Annotated in this window: 19 protein-coding genes; 4 read left to right on the top strand and 15 right to left on the bottom strand. The window is 60.5% G+C overall.

What is annotated here, in order from left to right; genetic code table 11:
• Window positions 1-3 precede the first annotated feature (3 nt).
• Genes Q344_RS0121380 through Q344_RS0121360 form a run of 5 tightly spaced genes read right to left on the bottom strand, consistent with a single transcriptional unit; the run spans window position 4 to window position 6,154 of the window.
• The gene (locus Q344_RS0121380; RefSeq protein WP_028288577.1) at window positions 4-1,611 is read right to left on the bottom strand and encodes an acyl-CoA carboxylase subunit beta; all 1,608 of its coding nucleotides are present in this window, start codon (window positions 1,609-1,611) and stop codon (window positions 4-6) included.
• A complete protein-coding gene (locus Q344_RS0121375) occupies window positions 1,608-2,999 on the bottom strand; it encodes a phenylacetate--CoA ligase family protein (RefSeq protein WP_028288576.1) in 1,392 nt (463 codons plus the stop codon). The genes Q344_RS0121380 and Q344_RS0121375 overlap by 4 nt, the downstream gene beginning before the upstream one ends.
• A 27-nt stretch (window positions 3,000-3,026) precedes the next feature.
• Window positions 3,027-4,187, bottom strand: a complete 1,161-nt coding sequence (locus Q344_RS0121370; RefSeq protein ID WP_028288575.1) for an acyl-CoA dehydrogenase family protein — start codon at window positions 4,185-4,187, stop codon at window positions 3,027-3,029.
• Between the two features lie 9 nt (window positions 4,188-4,196).
• A complete protein-coding gene (locus Q344_RS0121365) occupies window positions 4,197-4,976 on the bottom strand; it encodes an enoyl-CoA hydratase/isomerase family protein (protein WP_028288574.1) in 780 nt (259 codons plus the stop codon).
• Window positions 4,973-6,154, bottom strand: a complete 1,182-nt coding sequence (locus tag Q344_RS0121360; protein ID WP_028288573.1) for an acyl-CoA dehydrogenase family protein — start codon at window positions 6,152-6,154, stop codon at window positions 4,973-4,975. Before Q344_RS0121360 ends, Q344_RS0121365 begins: the two co-directional genes overlap by 4 nt.
• 126 nt (window positions 6,155-6,280) lie before the next feature.
• Between Q344_RS0121360 and Q344_RS0121355 the strand changes: the two genes are divergently transcribed.
• Both Q344_RS0121355 and Q344_RS0121350 read left to right on the top strand, forming a co-directional pair.
• On the top strand, window positions 6,281-8,281 hold the full coding sequence (locus Q344_RS0121355) for an NADPH-dependent 2,4-dienoyl-CoA reductase (RefSeq protein ID WP_036540255.1): 2,001 nt from the start codon (window positions 6,281-6,283) through the stop codon (window positions 8,279-8,281).
• A 26-nt stretch (window positions 8,282-8,307) separates the two neighbouring features.
• Entirely contained in the window at window positions 8,308-9,828 is a 1,521-nt protein-coding gene (locus Q344_RS0121350) for a class I adenylate-forming enzyme family protein (protein ID WP_028288571.1), read from the top strand.
• A gap of 461 nt (window positions 9,829-10,289) precedes the next feature.
• On the opposite strand, the gene Q344_RS0121345 is transcribed toward Q344_RS0121350, so the two are convergent.
• Window positions 10,290-10,994, bottom strand: coding sequence for a glutathione S-transferase family protein (locus Q344_RS0121345; protein ID WP_028288570.1), 705 nt, complete (start codon window positions 10,992-10,994; stop codon window positions 10,290-10,292).
• Complete coding sequence (locus tag Q344_RS0121340; protein WP_028288569.1) at window positions 10,991-11,425, bottom strand: DoxX family protein; 435 nt, start codon at window positions 11,423-11,425, stop codon at window positions 10,991-10,993. Before Q344_RS0121340 ends, Q344_RS0121345 begins: the two co-directional genes overlap by 4 nt.
• Window positions 11,426-11,523: 98 nt before the next feature.
• On the opposite strand from Q344_RS0121340, the gene Q344_RS25775 reads away from it, so the two are divergent.
• Window positions 11,524-11,952 carry a MarR family winged helix-turn-helix transcriptional regulator gene (locus Q344_RS25775; protein ID WP_043753647.1) on the top strand — a complete coding sequence of 143 codons (429 nt, stop codon included), beginning with the start codon at window positions 11,524-11,526 and terminating at the stop codon, window positions 11,950-11,952.
• Between the two features lie 43 nt (window positions 11,953-11,995).
• Here Q344_RS25775 and Q344_RS25770 read toward each other — a convergent pair whose 3' ends face one another.
• From Q344_RS25770 to Q344_RS0121310, 6 genes are all read right to left on the bottom strand, one after another.
• Window positions 11,996-12,541 carry a DNA-3-methyladenine glycosylase I gene (locus Q344_RS25770; protein ID WP_425311632.1) on the bottom strand — a complete coding sequence of 182 codons (546 nt, stop codon included), beginning with the start codon at window positions 12,539-12,541 and terminating at the stop codon, window positions 11,996-11,998.
• Between the two features lie 305 nt (window positions 12,542-12,846).
• Window positions 12,847-13,302 (bottom strand): PaaI family thioesterase, encoded by a 456-nt coding sequence (locus tag Q344_RS0121330; protein ID WP_027264411.1) that lies wholly within the window; start codon window positions 13,300-13,302, stop codon window positions 12,847-12,849.
• 21 nt (window positions 13,303-13,323) lie between these two features.
• Complete coding sequence (locus tag Q344_RS0121325; protein ID WP_229669253.1) at window positions 13,324-14,028, bottom strand: AraC family transcriptional regulator; 705 nt, start codon at window positions 14,026-14,028, stop codon at window positions 13,324-13,326.
• A gap of 4 nt (window positions 14,029-14,032) precedes the next feature.
• Entirely contained in the window at window positions 14,033-14,887 is an 855-nt protein-coding gene (locus Q344_RS0121320; RefSeq protein WP_028288567.1) for an SDR family oxidoreductase, read from the bottom strand.
• Complete coding sequence (locus Q344_RS0121315) at window positions 14,884-16,821, bottom strand: AMP-binding protein (protein ID WP_028288566.1); 1,938 nt, start codon at window positions 16,819-16,821, stop codon at window positions 14,884-14,886. Before Q344_RS0121315 ends, Q344_RS0121320 begins: the two co-directional genes overlap by 4 nt.
• Window positions 16,822-16,934: 113 nt before the next feature.
• Window positions 16,935-17,696, bottom strand: a complete 762-nt coding sequence (locus Q344_RS0121310; protein ID WP_027264415.1) for a glucose 1-dehydrogenase — start codon at window positions 17,694-17,696, stop codon at window positions 16,935-16,937.
• 169 nt (window positions 17,697-17,865) lie between these two features.
• Between Q344_RS0121310 and Q344_RS25765 the strand changes: the two genes are divergently transcribed.
• Window positions 17,866-19,188 carry a TetR/AcrR family transcriptional regulator gene (locus Q344_RS25765; protein WP_244881797.1) on the top strand — a complete coding sequence of 441 codons (1,323 nt, stop codon included), beginning with the start codon at window positions 17,866-17,868 and terminating at the stop codon, window positions 19,186-19,188.
• Here Q344_RS25765 and Q344_RS0121305 read toward each other — a convergent pair.
• The gene (locus tag Q344_RS0121305) at window positions 19,170-19,571 is read right to left on the bottom strand and encodes a PaaI family thioesterase (RefSeq protein ID WP_028093915.1); all 402 of its coding nucleotides are present in this window, start codon (window positions 19,569-19,571) and stop codon (window positions 19,170-19,172) included. The two genes, Q344_RS25765 and Q344_RS0121305, sit on opposite strands and share 19 nt — an antisense overlap.
• Complete coding sequence (locus tag Q344_RS0121300; RefSeq protein ID WP_027264417.1) at window positions 19,571-20,053, bottom strand: PaaI family thioesterase; 483 nt, start codon at window positions 20,051-20,053, stop codon at window positions 19,571-19,573. Before Q344_RS0121300 ends, Q344_RS0121305 begins: the two co-directional genes overlap by 1 nt.
• Window positions 20,054-20,057: the final 4 nt, after the last annotated feature.

The raw sequence follows: 20,057 nt of genomic DNA, 5'->3' as shown, positions 1-20,057 counted from the left end.
TCCTCACATCCTGAACACGCCGAAGTTGGTATCGACCTTGGGTCTGCGCGATGTCACATCCAGCATCAGCGCCATGACGTCACGGGTCTCACAGGGCTCGATCACGCTGTCGATCCAAAGGTTGGAAGCAAAATTATAGGCTCCCTGAAAATCTTCGTATTCCTTGCGGATCGGTGCCTTGAAGGCTTCCTCCTCCTCGGGGGTCCAGCTTTTGCCTTCGCGTTCGTTGATCTGCGCGCGGACCTGAGCCAGCACGCTGGCGGCCTGTTCCGGCCCCATGATTGCCGACCGTCCCGTCGGCCAGGCGAACATTGCGTCCGGCTGGAACGGGCGGCCCAGCATCGCCAGGTATCCGGCCCCGTAAGAGCCACCGGTGATGATTGTGAATTTCGGCACCCGGGCCGAAGACATGGCCGTGATCATCTTGGCGCCAGCCTTGGCAATGCCCATCTGCTCGACCTCGCGGCCCACCATGAAGCCGTTCACATCGGCCAGGAACAGCAGCGGAATATCACGCTGGACGCAGAGATTGATGAAATGCGTCGCCTTCAGCGCGGCTTCGACGAAAAGCACGCCTGTATTGGCGATGATCCCGACCTCGTGGCCGTGGATGCGCCCCCAGCCGGTCATGATCGTGTCGCCATAAAGCGGCTTGAATTCGTGAAAATCGCTCTCATCGACCAACCGAGCCACGATTTCGCGGTTGTCGGTCGGCACCTTGGGGTCGCGGCTGATGAGCCCATAAATCTCTTCGACCGGGTAGGCGGGCGCACGGGGCGTTTCGGGCGTCTTGCGGGGTTGGGGTTTTTCGCCAAGATGGCTGACAATTTCGCGCGTGATGGCCAGAGCGTGGGCGTCATCTTCGGCCAAATGGTCGGTCACACCGGAAACGGACGAATGCATCTTGCCGCCACCCAGTTCTTCGGCTTCGACCTTTTCGCCGGTTGCGGCAAAGGTCAATTCCGGTCCGCCCAGATACATAAAGCCCTGACCGCGCACGATCACCACTTCGTCACAGAGCGCGGGGATATAGGCACCACCCGCGGTGCAGGGCCCCATGACCACGGCGATTTGCGGCACACCATCGCCAGACATGCCGATCTGTTGGTGAAAGATGGAGCCGAACTGGCCTTCGTCGGGGAAAAGGTTGGCCTGGTCGGGCAGGAAGGCACCGCCGGAGTCCACGAGGGTGATGACGGGCAGGCGGTTTTTCCAGGCAATTTTCTGTGCCCGGACGTGTTTGCGGCAGGTGATCCCGAAATAGGTGCCGCCCTTTACGGTGGCATCATTGGCGATGATCATGCACTGACGGCCTTCGATCACGCCAATACCGGTAATGATGCCGGCGCCGGGTGGAACTCCCTTGTGCATATTCAGTCCGGCCAACTCGCCGAGTTCCAGAAATGGTGTGCCCGGGTCGATCAGCCGTTCGATCCGTTCGCGCGGCAGGATTTTGCCTTTGTCCACATGACGTTTGCGCGCCATTTCGGGGCCGCCGACGCGCTGTAAGAGCCGGAGGGCATGTAGTTCATCGACCTTTTCGCGGTAAGACACGTCGTTGGCGCGGAAGTCGTCCGACCCGCTGTCGAGAAGGGATTTCATTCTAGTCATGGCAGGTCTGGATATTTCCTGAGAACGAAGGCGACCTTAGCGGCGCCAGGTTTTTCGAAAGTGTCGGCCGCAACCAGGTGAACGTCGGCCTTGAAGACCAAGGAGTCGCGAAGCCGCTGCTCAATTTTCTTTTTGAGGGTGACGTCATCGGCCGGATCGCGATCGGGGCCCCGTTCGACAATCACCGTCAGCGCGCCCTGCGTGGTATGGCCCTCGAAATCGGCCACGATGCGCATGACGCCGTTGGTGTCCGGCACCATTTCGGTAACGATGCTGTTGATCGCCGACGGGAAGACATTGGCCCCGCGCACGATCAGCATGTCGTCGGTGCGGCCGGTGCAGCGGATCTTCGGTCCGGTGCGGCCGCAGGAGCATTCGGTATCGATCACTTCGATATAATCGCCTGACCGGAACCGCACGAGCGGGCTCGCCTGGCGGCCGAGCGCGGTATAGACCATCTCGCCTTCTGCGCCTTTTTTCCAGGGAATGATCCTGCCGCTCTCCGGGTCGAGCAGCTCGGTCAGGACATAATCCATGTTGACCATGTGCATACCCGACTGGGCGTCGCACTCGGCCCAGTATGTCACGCCCAGATCGGTGCCGCCCAGCATCTCGGTGCATTTCGCACCCCAGGCCTTTTCGATCTTTGCCCGAATTGCGGGAATGCCGCCGCCGGGTTCGCCGCCGACGATCACGCGCTCGATACCCAGTTCGCTGGCCTTGCAGCCAAGTACCTCGGGAGCCTTTTCGGCCAGGTGCAGCACAAAGTTCGGGGCGCCGACCACGCAACGCGTGCGGGTGTCGGCGCAGGCGCGCAGCAGCCGTTCCGCACCGCCATCGGCGCCCACCGGGACATCGATCGTGCCCATGTACTGCAATCCCTGCATCACGGGGATGCCGCCGACAAAGCCCTTGGCGAGCGAAAACGCGTGCAGCACCATGTCGCCCGGCCGCACGCCATTGGCAAAGAAACAGCGTGCCGTCATCTCGTGCCACATTTCGGCGTCGGATTCGGTCAGGGCCACATATGAGGGGCTGCCGGTCGTGCCCGACGATGCCTGCATTTGGATGATCTCGTACATGGGCGCGGCGCGGTGTTTGCCGAACGGCGGATCGGCGGCCAGGCTTTCGCGGATCTCGGTCTTGTAGGTATAGGGCAGTTTCTGCAGGTCTTCGATGGTGCGGATATCGTCGAATTCCACACCGGCTTTCGCGAACTTCTCCTGATAGAAAGTCGAGTTTGCCTTGAGATAGGCCATCTGATCGCGCAGTCGCTCTTCCTGAATACGGCGCACCTCGTCGAGCGGCGTGCCCTCGATCGCGTGCCAGAAGCGATCATTTACCTTGTCGGCGGCATCTTCCCGCCGGAAGCGCATTCCAAATTGCATGTCGTTCTCCGTTCCTAGCCGTGGCGATCAATAGGATCGTGGCAGGCCCATGACCTTTTCGCCGATAAAGCTCAGGCACAGTTCGCGGTTCACCGGCGCTGTGCGCAGCAGGCGGACCAGCGGGTACATTTCGTAAAGTCCCGTATCTTCGGTAAAGCCCGATCCACCATGCGCCTGAAGCGCCGCGTCGACCGCTTCGATCCCGGCTTCGGCGGCGGCATATTTCGCCATGTTCGACGACGCACCGGCAGGCAGCTTGTTGTCGAACTCCCATGCCGCGCGCCGGGTCATCAGACTGGCCATTTCGACTGCCGTATGCGCCTTGGCCATCGGATGCTGCACGCCCTGGTGCGCACCGATGGGTTGGCCGAACACATTGCGCTCGGAGGCATAGGCCACGCCCTTGTTCAGGGCGAACCGGCCGATGCCGCAGCACAAGGCGGCCAGGATAATACGCTCGGGGTTGAGGCTGTCGAACAGGATCGAGAACCCTTCGTCCACCTCGCCGACCACATCCTCGGGGCCGAGATCCACATCGTCGAAGAACAGTGTCCACTGCTCCTCGGGCAGGGGGATCGAGATCTTCACCCGCTGCTTGTGGACGCCTTTTTTCTTCAGATCCACGGCGAACAGGGTAAAGCCGTCGGTCTTGCGGCTGACCTCGGTATGCGGTTTGGTCCGCGCCACCACGAGGCAGTAGTCGGCCACTTCGGCCCCGGTGATGAAGGTCTTTTCGCCCGACAGGCTGAACCGGTTGCCTCGACGCTTGGCCAGCGTAGTGGCCTTCATCGTGTTCGACCCGGCCCCCGGTTCGGTGATCGCGAAACAGAACTGGATATCACCGCGGCAGGCGGCCGGCAGCAGTTCTTTCTTGTGGAACTCGCTCCCGTGGCTGGCGATATGGGCCAGCGACATGGTCGGCCCGACCACCATCATCAAAAGCGGAATGCCGTGATTGGCGGTGCCCTCCATGAACAGGGCCATTTCAGTCATACCAAGGCCCGCGCCGCCGAATTCCTCGGGCACCATGATGCCCAGGAAACCGTCATCGGCAATCTGCTTGAACATCTCGTGCGGGAACTCATGCCTGCGCGCGTGGTCCAGCCAATACGCATTGTCGTATTTCTGCGCCAGCTGGCCGCCATACTCGTAAATCTGGCGTTGTTCGTCGTTCAAAATGAAATCCATGTTTCGTCCTCAGGCCTTGAATTCGGGGGCGCGCCGGTTCTCGAATGCGTCGAGGCCCTCGGCCACGTCATCGCTGGGCAGTGCACGCACCGCGGCATCGCGCTCAAGCCGCATCTGCTGGTCGATACCAAGGTCCGCACCTTCGCGCGCCAACCGCTTCATCTCGGCGATGCCGGGACGCGAGCGGGTGGCGATCTTCTGGCAGTATTCCAGCGAGATCTTGTGCAGGTCCGCATCCGGCACGATGTAGTTGACCAGGCCGGCCTCTTTGGCCTCGTCCGACTTGAGCCAGCGGGCCGAGAACATCAGGTCGAGCGCCCGGCGCTGCCCCATCAACCGCGTCAGCCGCTGCGAGCCACCCCAACCGGGAATCAGCCCGAATTGCGCATGCTGATCGCCAAACTGGGCGCTTTCGGCCGCAAAGCACACGTCGCAGGCCAGCATCAGTTCGATCCCGCCGGCCAGACACAACCCCTGCACTGCGACTACGACAGGGAGGGAGGAGGTTTCGAGCGCACGCAGGTTTTTCATGCCAAAGGCGATGAAATGGTCCAGCGCGGCGGGATCGTTCAATTTACCTTTCACTTCCACCAGATCGGCACCGGTGCAAAAGTGCTTGCCCTGCGCCCGGATGAGGATCGCCCGAATAGCGGGGTTCGCCTCGAATTCCGCACGCGCGACAGAAATACGCTCATGCACCTCAAGTGACAGGCAATTGAATTTCTCGGGGCGGGCCAGTTCGATGATGCCGGTGTTGCCCTCGGAAGTGACGAGGATGGGGTCGCTCATTTCGAGGCTCCCTTCGCCTTCTTGTCATACTGCAGCGCCATGCGACCGACCTTCTCGCGGGCGATCACCAGCTTCTGGATCTGCGCGGTGCCGTCACCGATCTGCAAGCCGAGCACATCGTTGTAGCGCTGGTGGTGGGGCAGGTCGGTGGTGTAGCCGTAATGTCCGTGCAGGATCAGGCACTGGTGCAGGATCTCGCAGGCGGTTTTGGGCAGGTACCATTTGCACATGGCGGCCTGAGAGGTGTGGGGCAGGCCACGGTCGCGCAGGTCCAGCGTGTAATAGCAAAGCTGGCGCATCATGGTCAGTTGGGTCTCGGCCTCGGCCAAGGGAAAGCTGACACCCTGATACTGCACGATCGGGGCTCCGAATGCCTCGCGCTCCTGAACGTAGGCCCAGGTTTCATCCACCGACGCTTGCGCGGCCCCCAGGCACTCCAGCCCGATCAGTGCGCGGGAATAGTCGAAGCCCGCCATGATCGTGCCAAAGGCACGGTCCTGTTCCGCCATCATGTTTTCAGCCGGCACGAAAACATCGTCAAAGAAAACCGAGCCGCGCCCGACAGGCTTGGTGCCGATGTCGTCAAAATGGGTGCGCTTGATGCCTTCCTGGTTCAGATCGACGAAAAAGGCGCTGACCCCGCGTGAGCCGCCGTCAGGATCGCCGGTACGGGCAAAGACGACCGCCGCATCCGCCTGACTGGCAAAACTCATGGATGTCTTTTCACCGTTCAGCCGCCAGCCGTTGCCGGATTTCTCGGCCCTCAGAATCAGGTTCGCCGCATCCGAACCGCCGCGCGGCTCTGTCAGGCCCAGGCCAATGACCGCATCACCCGAAACAACCTTGGGCACCCATTCCGACGCGATGTCCTTGGAGGCATGTTTGGCAACCATTCCGCCCATGAGAGAGCCCAGAAGCTGCACGTAACTTGCGTTGAAATCGGCATAGGCGATCTCTTCGACGATCAGCCCTGACGTGACAGAGCTTTCGCCGAGACCCCCGAATTCCTCGGGCAGATCGGCCCCGATCAGCCCCAGTGCGCCCATCTCCTTGATCAGCGCACGGTCGAATGTATGGCCGCTGGCGCGTTCTTGATATGTGGGCGAAAGCCTTTCAGTTGCGAAGCGCTTTGCGGTCTCGCGAAACGCCTTCTGATCGTCTGTAGGCTGGAATTGCATCGGTGCTCCTCCTCGTGAGCGAAAATCTTCTTTCCAAAAATCTAACAAATGTTAGAATGTATATCAAGTGCAGTTTTGAGGAGGAGAACCAAAGTGAAAAATAGACCAGATGGAAGCTTTGAAACCATGCTCTCGCCCATCCGCGCAGGCCAGCATACATTGCGAAATCGTGTCATCATGGGGTCGATGCACACGCGGTTGGAAACCGAGCCTGACGGCATAGCCAAACAGGTCGCTTTTTACTCTGAGCGGGCGCGGGGGGAGGCGGCGATTCTGGTCACCGGCGGGTTTTCGCCCAATGCCGAGGGCATATTCGATCCAGAAGGTCCGAGAATCGATGACCCGGAAGAAGCGCTTGACCTGCGCCCGATCTGCGAGGCGGTGCAGGCCGAAGGCAGCCTGATCTGCGCGCAACTCCTCCACGCCGGGCGCTATGCCAAGATCGAAGGGTGTGTGGCCCCGTCGCCGATCCGCGCCCCGATCAACCGTTTCATCCCGCGTGAAATGACCGAAGCCGACATTCTCCGTACCATCGAGGATTTTGCCGTGGCGGCCGCCAATGCGCTGGCCGCAGGCTTTGATGGCGTCGAGATCATGGGGTCCGAGGGATACCTGATCAACGAATTCACCGTCACCCACACCAACAAGCGCCAAGACGACTGGGGCGGCAGCGCCGCGAACCGCCACCGATTCCCGGTCGATATCGTGCGCGCGGTGCGCGAACGTTGCGGCCCCGACTTTCTGGTCATCTACCGGATTTCGGCGGCCGATCTGGTCGAGGGCGGCGCGCCCGCCGATGAAATTGCCGCACTGGCCCGCAAGATCGAGGCTGCGGGTGCGGATATCCTGAACACCGGCATCGGCTGGCATGAGGCCCGCGTGCCGACGATCGCCTACCCGGTGCCGCGCGGTGCCTGGCGCAAGGCGGCAGCCAACGTCAAAGCGGCGGTGTCGATCCCGGTAGTCGCCTCGAACCGGATCAACACACCCCAGCTTGCAGAAGACATACTTGCCTCTGGCGATGCGGACATGATCTCGATGGCGCGCCCGTTTCTGGCCGATCCGCATTTCGTGAAAAAGACGCGCGAGGGCCGCGCAGACGAGATCAACACCTGCATTGCCTGCAACCAGGCCTGCCTGGATTTCATTTTTTCGGACCGGCCGGTCGGATGTCTGGTCAATCCAAGGGCCGGGCGTGAAACGGAATTCCGGGATACGCCAACCGACACGCCAAAGAAAGTGGCCGTCGTTGGCGGTGGTGCCGCGGGCATGGCCACAGCCGCCGAGGCGGCACGGCTGGGCCACGATGTCACCCTGTTCGAAGCGCAGGACAAATTGGGCGGTCAGCTGAATCTGGCCCGCGCCGCACCAGGCAAGGACGAATTCGACGAAACCCTGCGGTATTATGCCGGTCAGATGCAGAAACACGGGGTCACGCAGCGTCTGGGACAGCGGGCAGAGGCGAGCGATCTTGAGGGATTTGACCATGTGGTCATCGCCACCGGGGTCACGCCGCGCATTCCCGACCTGCCGGGTATCGACCATCCCAGCGTCGCGACCTACGCCGAAATTCTGTCCGGTGACCGCGAGGCGGGCGACCGTGTCGTGGTGATGGGGGCGGGGGGCATCGGTCATGATGTGGCCGAGTTCCTAGTGACCAAACCCGCCGAGACCGCGAATTCCGACGTCTTTTGCGAAACCTGGGGAGTGGACCCCGAATTTGTCTCCTCGGGTGCCCTGGCGGGCGACCCTCTGGCACCGAAGCCGTCGCGCCGCAAGGTCGTCATGCTGCAGCGCAAGACCGCTAAACCGGGCGCGGGGCTTGGTGTTTCGACAGGGTGGATCCTGCGCAACGCGCTGCGCAAACATGGGGTCGAGGCAATGGGCGGGGTGACCTATGAACATATCGACGATGCGGGGCTGCACATCGTCGCGGACGGAAACCCGACGGTCATCGCAGCCGATACAATTGTGCTGTGCACCGGTCAGGAACCGGAACGGGCCCTGGCCAAAGAGGTTGTAGCGCGCGGCGTCCTGGTTACGATGATCGGCGGGGCAAAGGAGGCCGCCGAACTGGATGCGCTGCGCGCCATTGATGAGGGCGTGCGCCTGGCGCAGGATCTCTGAACCGAGGCTCGGGCAAGGGGGAAACTATGCTGACCGGCGTCATCCGCGCGGGGCGCGCTGATCTGTATTCGATCTTTCGAACCCGCGCACATGACTGCGCCCGCGCCCTCGCCATCGAGGACGGCAGCAGGAAACTGACCTATGCAGAACTGCTGGAGCGGGTCGATCGTCTGGCGGCTGTCTTTCTGGCACGAGGCGTGGCGCCCGGAGACAGGATCGCGATCCTGTCGCATAACCGCTCAGAATACCTGGAGGTCGAACTTGCAGCAGCGGGAATCGGCGCGATCGTCGCCTGTCTGAACTGGCGGCTTGCCCCCGATGAACTGCGGCACTGCATCGATCTGGTCGAGCCGGTTCTCGCGGTTGTCGAACCGGAACTTTCAGAAGCTTACCGCGCCGTCGCGTCGACACCCTGTCTAACCGTCGGGCCAGACCTGGAAACGGCCATTGCCGGGGTCGAGCCGGACCCGCGCACCGGAACCATGGTTGACGACCCCGAGGCCGGTCTGACGATCCTCTATACCTCGGGGACCACGGGCCTGCCCAAGGGGGCGCATATCAGCCACCGCGCGCATATCGCCCGATCCATGGTTTTTGCGGCCCAGCTGGCGCTGGATCCCGGCGACGGGTTCATCGCCTGGGCGCCGATGTTCCACATGGCCTCCACCGATCATGCGCTGGCAACGATCCTGCGGGGTGGGACCGTGGTGATGGTGGACGGGCTGCAGCCCGCCGTCATCAACGAGGCGCTGTCACGCCACAGGATCGGCTGGTTCGTGATGATGCCCGGGGCACTGGAGGCTTTTATTAACGAACGGCACGCCAACCCTTTGCCGCTGAAGGGGATCAAGGTTTGCGGCGCAATGGCTGATCTGGTGCCGCCGCATCAGATCGCGGAACTGACCGGTCTTCTGGACACGCCCTATCTGAATTCCTTCGGGGCGACCGAAACCGGCCTGCCGCCGGGAACCGCCGATCTGATCGCGCCGGGTGTGACCCCGGACCGGCTGTCCAAGCGCATCAGCGCCTTTTGCGAGGTGCGGCTGGTCGATCCCGACGACCGCGAAGTCCCCGATGGAACGCCGGGCGAAATGGCGCTTCGGGGTCCGACGCTGTTTTCCGGGTACTGGAACGCCGACGACACCAATGCCCGTGACTTTCGCAACGGCTTTTTCCACATGGGCGATCTGTTCCGGCGCAATGCGGACGGCACCGTCGACTTTGTGGATCGGGCGAAATACCTGATCAAGACCGGAGGTGAAAACGTCTATCCGGCGGAAATCGAACGTGTGCTTCTTTCTCATCCCGATGTGATCGATGCCGCCGTGGTAAGGGCCTTCGACGCGAAATGGGGGGAAAGCCCGGTGGCCTTTGTCGCCTGTGACGATGACGGGCCGGATGCCGAGGCGCTGCTGAACTTGTGCCGCGAAAGCCTCGCTGGCTATAAGCGACCACGCGAAATTCGCTTCATCGCGTTCGAGGATTTTCCCAGATCGACCAGCGGCAAGATCCAGCGGCATATCCTCGAAGCCCGGCTCGCAGATTAATTTTCGCTCTGACCCGATCGTCAGCCAGCCACGCCAGTTCGCCCCAATAGCGATAAAAGCGTTCTTATCCTCGTTGCCACGAGTTTCTTATCCCCGCCCTTTGGAGTAACCCCCTGAAAGTGATCCACCATCTGGGATAGATTGACCCGCGATTGAAGCGCAGCCCTCTGTCGGACTACACGGCTAGGGTTTTCCGGGTGTTTGAGCTCAGGAGGATTCGTAGATCCCTGAGCCATTCATCAATGCGATCGGTGGTTTGTTCCCGGTTTCGCTGTGGGGGCAGCAGTAACCCTGCGCATCGCACGGACGGGCATGGACTGCCGGCAATTGCCGGTTGGGGCTGCTGCGGGCCTTCAAGGGAAAGTCGGCGACTATCCGATGTGCGGGACAAAGCGGACATTCGCCAAGCGACCTCAAACGTCCGGTTCTGTACTGCGGCCCGACAAAACGATATCAAGTGATCAGCGGTCAGCCGATCGCACCTGTGTAACTGTCTTCTTCGGCCCTCCTGTCTGCATGATCTGGGACAGGTAAGAATTGCGCCGTCTGATGAAGTCACGCAGAAGGGTCGGGTAATCTTCACTGACGGCATTCTTCACAGAAACCCGACGCTCCAGTTCATGTCGCCAGGCCCTTACACGGGCAAGCCCTGTGAAGACGCCAAACTCTCCGATGGTGTCAAAAACGTCGAAATAGCGGAAGACCGGGCCGAATACGATATCGACGAGGCTGAACCGGTGGCCATCGAACCATGGTCCCTCCCCAAGCTCCGCGTCCAGCCGAAGGAACTTTGCGCGGAGCGCCGCCACTTTTTCTTCCAACGCTTTCTCGTTCGGCGCCGAGTAGAACCCCGCAATGTCGTTCAAGACAGCAGATCCAAATTCAATCCAGGCACGGTGGCGGGCGCGATCGAGAGCGTCGTGCGGATGAAGCGCGTGGGGTTGTGTATCCTCAAGATATTCGAGGATAACCGCAGATTCGAAAATCGGCGTCCCGTCCACAACCAGGACAGGCGTCTTGCCCAGCGGAGATATGGCAAGAAACCAGTCGGGCTTGTTCGAAAGATCGATGTCAGTTCTCTCGAACGTGACACCTTTCTCAGTGAGCGAGATCGCCGCGCGCTGCACATATGGGCAGAGCGCATGGCTAATGAGGTGGAGGCTCATGTTGTCTCTCCCTCCATCTGCACGTTACCGGGCGCGAAGGAAGGGCTGAGGGCGAAACGGCCGTCGCCCAGAAGCCCTTGCACGATGGCAAGCAGCGTCAGATAGGCCGGGTATTCCCACCCGCCGTTCTCGTATCCGAACATCCAGCCGTTTCCGGAGTGAGCCCAGGTCGCTCCGGCCAGGATGGGCACGGTCGCCGACGCGACCCACCGCGCCTGTATGCCGAGGACCAAAAAGGCACCGGCAATCGCCTCGACTGCAAAGACCATATAAGCAAACCAGCCGGGCAGCCCGATCGAAATGAAGAACTGCGCCGTTCCGGGAAGTGTGAAAATGAAGAGCTTGAGAAACAGGCTGTGCGCCAGGAACATGATACCGAGTGCTATACGGAGCAGGAATATCCCAAATTCTGTGAGGTGCGATTTTGACATGATATGATCCTATATGTCGATGCACTTGCATCTATATATAGCGCGTTACATGCGACGTCAAGGTTGATGCACTTGCATGCACATGATAGGTGCTGGATATGAACGAGATTGACCATGCTACTGAGGCCGCCTGGACAGCCCTCATGACTAAAAGCCGCGTTTTGCTTGAGGCTGTCGAATCGTCTCTGAAATCGGCAGGATACCCGCCACTTGCATGGTATGACGCGCTTCTCGAACTCGAGAAGGCAGGCCCGGACGGACTCCGTCCATTCGAACTCAAAGACCGGATATTGTTACCCCAATACGGTACGTCGCGGTTGCTGGACCGCATGGTGAAAGCAGGGCTGGTGGACCGACGGGACTGCTCGGAAGATGGGCGAGGTCAAAACATTTCTATCTCTGAAAAGGGTAAATCTGTCAGGAGGGCGATGTGGCCGATCTATGAACGGGTTCTGTCGGAAAGGATCGGCGCAAAGCTGAAACCCAAAGACGCCGCTCAATTGGCCACGCTACTCTCAAGGCTCTGAAGTCTCGGTCGACTGACGCGAAACCTGTCTGTGACTTTCCACGCTAAGTGGCCTTGAATTTTTTCACGTTAATTGGCCGACAGTTGCCTATGTCGGTGTGCGAAGGGTATTTCGGGCTGTTTCGACGTCCTTTCGCATCCAACAGACTTCTGCGTGATCGTTGATACATCCCATGGCCGGCATGAATGCATATACGGTGGTCGGTCCCACGAATTTGAAGCCAAGCTTTCGTAGGTCTTTGGAAAGGGTCTCGGACGCTGTTGATTTGGACCGCATTTGTGGCAGTGCGTCGTCCTTGGCAGGGTTCATATAGCCAGATGAATGCGGCGAAGGAGCCTTCCTCTTGGACGACCTCGAAAGTACGGCGAGCGTTGTTGATCACGGCTTCGATCTTGCCTCGATAGCGAACAATTCCTTCATCGGCAAGTAGGCGCTCAATGTCGTTGTCGTCAAAGTTCGCAACTCCCCGAAAGTCGAACCCGGCGAAGGCAGCACGAAAGTTCTCGCGCTTGGCCAGAATGGTGCGCCAGCTCAGCCCTGACTGGAAACTCCGGCGTGACGGCAGCCCATCGGCACCGTGGGCGTCCATCCGTTCCAATTACGGTTGCAGCATCAGGCCGCTGCCGCATAAACTTGAACAGAAACCGAACCAGATCCTCCGTTACGATACAGTCTCAGCTCTCCGAAAAACCCTGACGACGGACAATCGGCGACCGCACTGCTAAAAGCTAACATTCCCGCTTGACAGGTCTGAGCCTGCTGGCGGCGACCTGGATACCGCGCGCGCCTACGGGAAACGGTTGGCCGAGGTCGCGAGCCGCTGGAACAGCTGATCCAGCTGTCTGAATAATCGGCCCGGCCGCCCGGATCGGATGTGCTGCGGCCGGGTTGCGCTCAGTCCGCGACCCCCGCCCGCCCGATCAGCGCCATGAGCGTTCCGGTCATCGTTGCGACGAGCTTTTCATCCTGGCCCTTCACGGCATAGGCACGCGCCTCGCATATGGTCAGCGTCCTGCCTGGTTTCACCACGTCAGCGACGAAGCGAAACCGTTCGCCGTCCGCCGGGTTGAGTAGGTTGATCTTGAATTCGGCCGTCAACACTGCCGCGTCCGCTGGCATCAGCGAAAAGGCCGCGTATCCGCAGGCGCTGTCCAGCGCTGTCGACACGATTCCGGCATGCAAAAACCCATGCTGCTGGGTCAGTGCAACCTGATGTGCCATTTCCAGAACGATGCGGCCGGGTAACAACTCGGCAATGCTGATCCCCAACGTGTTCATCACCTTCTGGCGATCGAAACTGTTGCGCACGCGTGCGTCATAGTCGGGGTTTTTCGGTTTGAATTGTGTCATGGCGGGTCTTCCTCTTCGATTTCATTCGTCAATGACCAATCTTAGGCGGTCTTTGAGGCGCGTATCTTGTAGCGAAAGGTCAAAACGACGCGGAATAGACAGAGCGCGCAACGCGCCGGGCGGTTTGCCGGCGAAGATCCGGCAAGCGGCGGACAAGTGAGATTGATCGTAATATCCGGCGTCCAGCGCCAGATCGCTCAGCGGCAGGGTCTTTGACGCAAGCTGCCCGAGAGCCCGGCGAAAGCGTCGCAAGGTCGCAAGCCGCCGCCGCGACACGCCGGTTTCCGCCCGCACCTTTCGACGTTTGGTCCGGTCGCTGTAAGCTCCGGGTGGTGCGGCAAAGCGCAGGTCTCTCGCAAGGCCGTCAAGCACCGCGATGAGCGCAGGCAGGTCATCGTCCCCGGTCTGAACCCGGGCCAGTTCTGAGGCCAGCATGTCCAGCCCTTTGGAGTCGGGAAATCGCTGCGGTCGTGACGACAGTCGCAGCCCGGCCACGACACCCTGGAATGGCCTTGGGCGGGGCGAAAAATAGGGGCGCGGTTCTGCCAGCGATACGCGCCCGCCGCCGCTGTCGTCGCGCGTTACCGAAAGGGTAAAGAGGTCGGTTGCGAACCGCCCGCGTCCACCACCGCTCAGCACACCGGTATCGCGGAACACGAACAAATGGTCGATCTGTTTGGCCGCTTCCTCAGGCGGCGCCAGTTCGAGATAAAGCGGCGCCGCCATCAGGTTACTTGACGAAAGCATCCCGGTTCTCGGGGACGAAATCGGCAAATCGGCGCGCCGGGCGTCCCATCACATCGCTGACCGTGGTCTCGATGCCGGCAAGGTAGCCCTTGGGCGCGATGGAAGCCAATTCGACCATGGCTCTGGCGACCTCGTCCTGCATTCCGCCAGCCACCATGCCCGCCTTGGCATTTTCGGCCGACAGGGGTGCGCAGGTGACAGTGCGCCCGGTCACCCTGGACAGGAGGGCGGCGATATCTTCTCCGGTAAGAGCTTCGGGCCCGGTCAGACCAAGAGCCTTGCCTTCGTAACCCGGAGCGGTCAGCGCCTCGGCGGCGACATCCGCGATGTCGCGGGCGTCGATCCAGGCCACGGGGCCGCCCAGATCGTCATAGTACACGGCGTCCTTTGCAATGTTACCGGCCTGCCACAGCAGGTTCTGCATGAAATAGGTCGGCTGGACAAAGGTCCAGTCAAGGCCGCTTTGCTTCAGCAGCTCCTGGGTTTCGGAATGCCACTTTCCAAAGGTCAGCCCCGCCTTGGGCGACGCGCCAAGCCCCGTGGCCACAACGATATGGCGCACGCCCGCGGCCTTGGCCGCCTCGATCACGTTCGCCTTCCACTGGCGCATGTTCAGATGGGCAGGCGTGACCAGGTATATCTTTTCTGCCCCGTCACAGGCCCGCGCCAGCGCGGCAGGGTCCGTGAAATCCGCGACGACCGCCTCGCATCCTTTGGCCTTTAGCGCGTCTAACTTTGAGAGGTCGCTGGTGACAGCGCGCACGGTCGCGCCTTTTGCCAGAAGCGTGTCGACGAGGGGCGCACCAGTCGTGCCCGTGGCTCCGAAAACAGTGATCATGACTTTTCCTTTTGCAGGTCTGCGATGGGCTGAATGGTTTCCGGGTTGCTGATCGACGACAGATCGCCTGGATCTTCACCGAGAAAGGCGGCGCGCACGACACGGCGCATGGTTTTCATGCTGCGGGTCTTGGGCAGCGCTTCGACAAAGTGGATCTCGCGCGGGCGGAAGGGTTTCGAGACGATTTCCCCGACACGATCCTTGAGCCGGTTCACGAGCTCCGCGTCCGGCGACACATTTGGTGCCGCCACGCAGACGCAGACGACAGCCACGCCCTTGATGTCATCAGGTGCCGCGATGGCCGCGGTGTCCACCACCTCTCCGGTTTCGGTCAGGGCCGCCTCGATCTCGGGCGGGCCGATGCGTTTGCCGGCGATGTTCAGCGTGTCGTCCGACCGGCCCAGGATATACCATGTCCCGTCCGGATCGCAGCGCACCCAGTCGCCGTGCCGCCAGAGGCCGGGGAAGGTGGACCAGTAGGTGTCAAGGTAGCGATCGCGGTCCCCCCTGATGGCCGGGGTCAGACCCAGAGGCGGCTGGGTCACGACCAGTTCGCCGACCTCGCCCGGTGCGGCTTCGCTGCCGTCCTGGCGCAGAACCTTGGCCCCGACACCCAGGGCCTGGGCCGAAAATCCGCCGGGCTTGAGCTCGTGCAGCACGGTCGAGGTCAGGATCGCGCCAAAAAGCTCGGTCCCGCCCGAGATGTTCAGCGGCACGGCGCGGCGGCGACAGATATGATCGAGCTGCCAGAGCCAGGCATCCTCGGTCCAGGGCTCGCCGGTCGAGGCGAGGATGCGCAGGGACGACAAGTCGTAGCCCGACAAAGATTCAGTATCCTGCGTCATGAACTGCCGTACCAGGGTCGGGGCCACGCCGAGATGCGTGACCTCCATCTCGGACGCAAGACGCAGCAGCCTGAAGGGATCGCCGGGCATTGATGGTGCGCCCTCGGCCAGCACCAGAGTCGAACCGGACAAGAGCACCGATAAAAGGGTGAGCGGTCCCATGACCCACCCCATGTCGGTCATCCAGAGGTGCCGGTCATCCCGTTTCATGTCGAGGCAAAGCAGGAAATCGGCCGTGGCCTTGGCCTGCACGCCCAAATGGGTATGCACGACACCCTTGGGCCGCCCGGTGGTGCCCGATGTGTAGGCGATGAGAAAGGTGTCATCGGCACTGACGGGAACGGCGGCAAACTCCGGACTGGCGCGGCCCACTGTTTCGGTCCAGTCCAGATCGCGGGCCGGATCGGCCACCGCATCGCCGAACCGTCGCAGGCTGATCACGGTATGAACCGATGGTACGTCGGTCAAAGCCTGGGCAAGGGTCGCTTCCATCCAGACCGGCTTGCCTCGCCGGGGTGTGGCATCCGCCGTCAACACCGCCACGGCATCCGCGTCGTTCAGGCGCGATACGATGGCATGGGGCGCAAAACCGGAAAACAGCGGCACCGCAACCGCGCCCAGCCGGGCAATACCCAGAAGCGCGGCCTCGATTTCGGGGATCATCGGCATATAGATGCCCACCGCCTGACCGGGCCTTACACCGCGCGTGGCAAGGGCCGAGGCGACGCGGGAGGCTTCGGCGGTAAGGTCGGAATAGGTCCAGCGGCGGCGGCTTCCGTCTTCGCCGACCCAGTCGATTGCGACCTTGTCGCCCAAGCCATCGGCAATTCGGGCGTCAAGACAGGTTTCCGTCAGATTCAAAGTACTCCCGACGGCCCACCGGATCGATTCGGGCCCTTCGGAGATATCTCGCAACCGGCTGTAGGGCCGCGCGAACCGTATCCCGGCATGGTCAATGATCTGGCCCCAGAACCAGTCTGGGTCTTCATTCGAACGGCGGACGAGTTCCTCGTAACTGTCAATGCCGCGGCCCTTCAGAAATGAGGTCAGCGTGCTTGTCCGCTGGATGTCAGAGCCTGGCTGAAACATTCGCAACCTTTCTAGAATGAAAAAGGGCCGCACATAAGGCGCGGCCAGTCGGGGAGGTAACTCTTGGCACGGTATGGCAGCAGCGCCTTGAGTCCGGCGCTGCTGCCAGCGTTTTAACCGTGCATGGACAGGCCGCCCGAAACCGAAATCACCTGGCCGGTAATGAACCCTGCGTCGTCCGACGACAGGAAGCAGATGATGCCAGGGTAATCCGTCGGCTGCGCAAGACGCTTCATCGGAATCGCCCGCTTGAGACCTTCGGCGATCTTTTGACCGGCCTCGCCCTCGGCAACCTGAGCGAACAGCGGCGTATCGGTCGGGCCGGGGGCGACCGCATTCAATTGAATACCTTTACGCGCCAGTTCGCGCGCTACGGTTTTGGTGAACGAGATGATGCCACCCTTGCAGGCCGAATACACGGCTTCGCCGGATGATCCGACGCGTCCGGCGTCGGACGCGATGTTGACCACACGGCCGCCGCCGTTCTTGACCATGCCCGGAAGCACCGCGTGATGCATATTCAGCGGACCGTAAAGATTTATGTCGATGACCTTTTTCCAAAGGTCGGGATCGGTGTCGAGGAACGGTTTGATCACGTCCCAGCCGGCATTGTTCACCAGCACATCGACCGGACCCCCGGCCTCGAACTCGGCTACAGCCTTGTCGACCTGGGCACGGTCGGTGATGTCCACCTTGAAGGCCTGCGCCTTGCCGCCGGCCTCGGTGATCAGGCGAACCGTTTCCTTCGCCCCGTCTTCGCTCATGTCAAAGATCGCAATCTCGGCACCTTCTTCGCCGAACCGTTCGCACACCGCGCGCCCGATGCCGCTGCCGCCGCCGGTCACGATCACGCGTTTTCCACTCAACCCTCGCATATGGAGGTCCTCCTCTTCCGCTATCATCTTGGCAAAGAACTTGATTCGGAACGTTCCTTGCGTTATTCTAACATTTGTTAGATTTAATGCAATGGACAGTCTCGTGTCCCGCAAGTATCGAAATGGAATGGTACACAAGACTGACCCACCCAGGACACTGAGCGAAGACTTGAGCAAGTCTGAGAGGACACGTGAGGGTATCCTTTCGGCGGCTGCGCGACTTTTTCGGTATGAAGGCTATCACGCAACGACTATGCGCGACATCGCGCAGGAAGCTGGCATTGAGGCCGGCAGCATTTATTATCATTTTCAATCCAAGGACCAGATTCTGAGCGATGTTCTCGATCTTGGCGTCCGTCAACTATATCAGGCGGTCAGTGAAATCGTTCGGTCGGCACCGACAAGTTCGGAGGATTTTCGCAAGACTTTCAGACTGCTGATTGAAACACACCTTACCTACCTATTGACCGACAGCGACTTCACGTCAGCCAATATTCGGAACTATCCGATGTTGTCGGACGAAACACGCGCCCCGCATCGCGAATTGCGTGCATCATATGCAGGGGCCTGGGGCAAATTCCTGAATGACGCCAAACGCGCCGGCCACCTTCGAAGCGACATATCCACTGCTGTGATCCGCCAGTTCATCCTAAGTGCCATGAACTGGACCGTAGAATGGTACGATGTCGACAAGTATCCGGTGCGCATCCTCGCGGAACGAATGAGTAAGCTGATACTTGACGGAATGTGTCCACATCGCAAGGCGGGTACCGGAGGCTTGAAGCTGTGCCCCGCCACTCCCGCCAAAACCCCGGATCCCGACGGCAAGGCGGCTAAGACCCGTGCAGAAATTCTAAAGGCCGCAGCGCGCGTTCTGAGGGACAATGGCTACAAGGCGACCACGCTGAGAAAGATCGCGGAAGAAGCGGACATGAAAGCGGGAAGCGTCTATTACCATTTCAACTCCAAGGAAGCGATCGTTGACGAAGTTCTAAACGCCGGACTGAGGGACTTGCTAGCAGGTGTCGAAGCCGCCGTTCGGAAATTCGATGCCCCGTACGATCATCACGCCAGGATAGCGACTGCAATCTGGGCGCACCTGGATTTCCTCTTCAAGGCAAGCGAATTCACCTCGGCGAATATCAGAAGCTATGGAATGCTCCCCAATCATTTCAGGGAGAGGCACAGGGGTATTCGCCATGAGTATGGAAAACTCTGGGATTGGATACTCCGTGAAGCTCAGGACGACGGTGCCATACGGTCGGATATCAAGATCGTACCCTTGCGCCAGGTGATGTTGGGTGCCTTAAACTGGACGGTGGAATGGTTCGACCCGAACAAGGCAGGAGTGGAAGGATATCTATCACTGCCTGAATTCTCCAGCATGCTCATCAATCTGTTACTGGAAGGCATTTGTAACCGGGAAGCGGCCCCGTCCACAGGACAAGGTAACCCTGAAAGCGGTTGCCCCGGTCAGACCAGAAGGAAGTGATACAGCCCTTCGGCAACCGCCTTTTCCCGATCCGTCTGCCAGCTGAGCACGCTGACGCTTGCCATCCGCTTGCCTTTGCGCGTGACGTTAGCGCGCGCAAAAAGCGGTCCCTTCACACCGGGTCTGAGGTAATCGACGGTCAAGTTGATCGGCTTGGCCGGAACGTCGGCGAAATCGGGCTGTACCGCGATGGCGGCAGTGGCCTCCATAAAACTCGCGATTATGCCGCCATGGTAGTACTCCATGATCGGGTTACCGATATGGCGGTCATCAAAGGTCATTTCCGCCTCAGCATGGAGACTGTCTAGACTTCTGACCTCAAAGTTGAGAAATCGGAAGAACGGCACCCGGGATACATTGGCATTGACAGTTTGCACGTCCATCACGAGGTTTTTCCTTTTGTCATTGCGTCAAACAGGCTGGTTTCGCCGCGCGTCAATGCAAACGAGGCGGTTCCCCTGGCTATTTCAGCATCCTCATGGCCCGCGAACCAGACGCTGCCGGAATTGAAGGCGATGTGACGGGTCTTGCGAAAACAATGCGCTTGAACGATGACATCCGCGCGCGAACGGGCCGGGCGCAGGTAATCAACTCTGAGGTCAAGAGTGGCCATGGTACTGACGCCTTCGATGGCAACAAAGTTCGCCAGTCCAAAGACACTGTCCAGAAGTGCCGTCAGGATACCACCGTGGAGCAGCGATTGTTCCGCATCGACGCAAAAGTCCGGATTGAACGGCATCCGAACCCGAACACCTTCGGTCGAGACCTCTTCGATCTCAAGCGCCATATGCGTTATCAGACCCTTGCCGCGCGCATTCCACATCTGCGCGATTTGCTCCATCTTCTTTTGGGTGATGTCTGACATGCGA

The sequence above is a fragment of the Pseudooceanicola nanhaiensis DSM 18065 genome (genome assembly GCF_000688295.1).
Lineage (GTDB): Bacteria > Pseudomonadota > Alphaproteobacteria > Rhodobacterales > Rhodobacteraceae > Pseudooceanicola > Pseudooceanicola nanhaiensis.
Note: the sequence above shows the minus strand (reverse complement) of the source record. Positions and strands in the feature narration are given on the sequence as shown.

What these genes read in the sequence shown, in the direction of transcription:
- Q344_RS0121380 (WP_028288577.1), bottom strand. Translation starts at nt 1,611, where the DNA reads ATGACTAGAATGAAATCCCTTCTCGACAGCGGGTCGGACGACTTCCGC.
- Q344_RS0121375 (WP_028288576.1), bottom strand. Translation starts at nt 2,999, where the DNA reads ATGCAATTTGGAATGCGCTTCCGGCGGGAAGATGCCGCCGACAAGGTA.
- Q344_RS0121370 (WP_028288575.1), bottom strand. Translation starts at nt 4,187, where the DNA reads ATGGATTTCATTTTGAACGACGAACAACGCCAGATTTACGAGTATGGC.
- Q344_RS0121365 (WP_028288574.1), bottom strand. Translation starts at nt 4,976, where the DNA reads ATGAGCGACCCCATCCTCGTCACTTCCGAGGGCAACACCGGCATCATC.
- Q344_RS0121360 (WP_028288573.1), bottom strand. Translation starts at nt 6,154, where the DNA reads ATGCAATTCCAGCCTACAGACGATCAGAAGGCGTTTCGCGAGACCGCA.
- Q344_RS0121355 (WP_036540255.1), top strand. Translation starts at nt 6,281, where the DNA reads ATGCTCTCGCCCATCCGCGCAGGCCAGCATACATTGCGAAATCGTGTC.
- Q344_RS0121350 (WP_028288571.1), top strand. Translation starts at nt 8,308, where the DNA reads ATGCTGACCGGCGTCATCCGCGCGGGGCGCGCTGATCTGTATTCGATC.
- Q344_RS0121345 (WP_028288570.1), bottom strand. Translation starts at nt 10,994, where the DNA reads ATGAGCCTCCACCTCATTAGCCATGCGCTCTGCCCATATGTGCAGCGC.
- Q344_RS0121340 (WP_028288569.1), bottom strand. Translation starts at nt 11,425, where the DNA reads ATGTCAAAATCGCACCTCACAGAATTTGGGATATTCCTGCTCCGTATA.
- Q344_RS25775 (WP_043753647.1), top strand. Translation starts at nt 11,524, where the DNA reads ATGAACGAGATTGACCATGCTACTGAGGCCGCCTGGACAGCCCTCATG.
- Q344_RS25770 (WP_425311632.1), bottom strand. Translation starts at nt 12,541, where the DNA reads ATGGACGCCCACGGTGCCGATGGGCTGCCGTCACGCCGGAGTTTCCAG.
- Q344_RS0121330 (WP_027264411.1), bottom strand. Translation starts at nt 13,302, where the DNA reads ATGACACAATTCAAACCGAAAAACCCCGACTATGACGCACGCGTGCGC.
- Q344_RS0121325 (WP_229669253.1), bottom strand. Translation starts at nt 14,028, where the DNA reads ATGGCGGCGCCGCTTTATCTCGAACTGGCGCCGCCTGAGGAAGCGGCC.
- Q344_RS0121320 (WP_028288567.1), bottom strand. Translation starts at nt 14,887, where the DNA reads ATGATCACTGTTTTCGGAGCCACGGGCACGACTGGTGCGCCCCTCGTC.
- Q344_RS0121315 (WP_028288566.1), bottom strand. Translation starts at nt 16,821, where the DNA reads ATGTTTCAGCCAGGCTCTGACATCCAGCGGACAAGCACGCTGACCTCA.
- Q344_RS0121310 (WP_027264415.1), bottom strand. Translation starts at nt 17,696, where the DNA reads ATGCGAGGGTTGAGTGGAAAACGCGTGATCGTGACCGGCGGCGGCAGC.
- Q344_RS0121305 (WP_028093915.1), bottom strand. Translation starts at nt 19,571, where the DNA reads ATGGACGTGCAAACTGTCAATGCCAATGTATCCCGGGTGCCGTTCTTC.
- Q344_RS0121300 (WP_027264417.1), bottom strand. Translation starts at nt 20,053, where the DNA reads ATGTCAGACATCACCCAAAAGAAGATGGAGCAAATCGCGCAGATGTGG.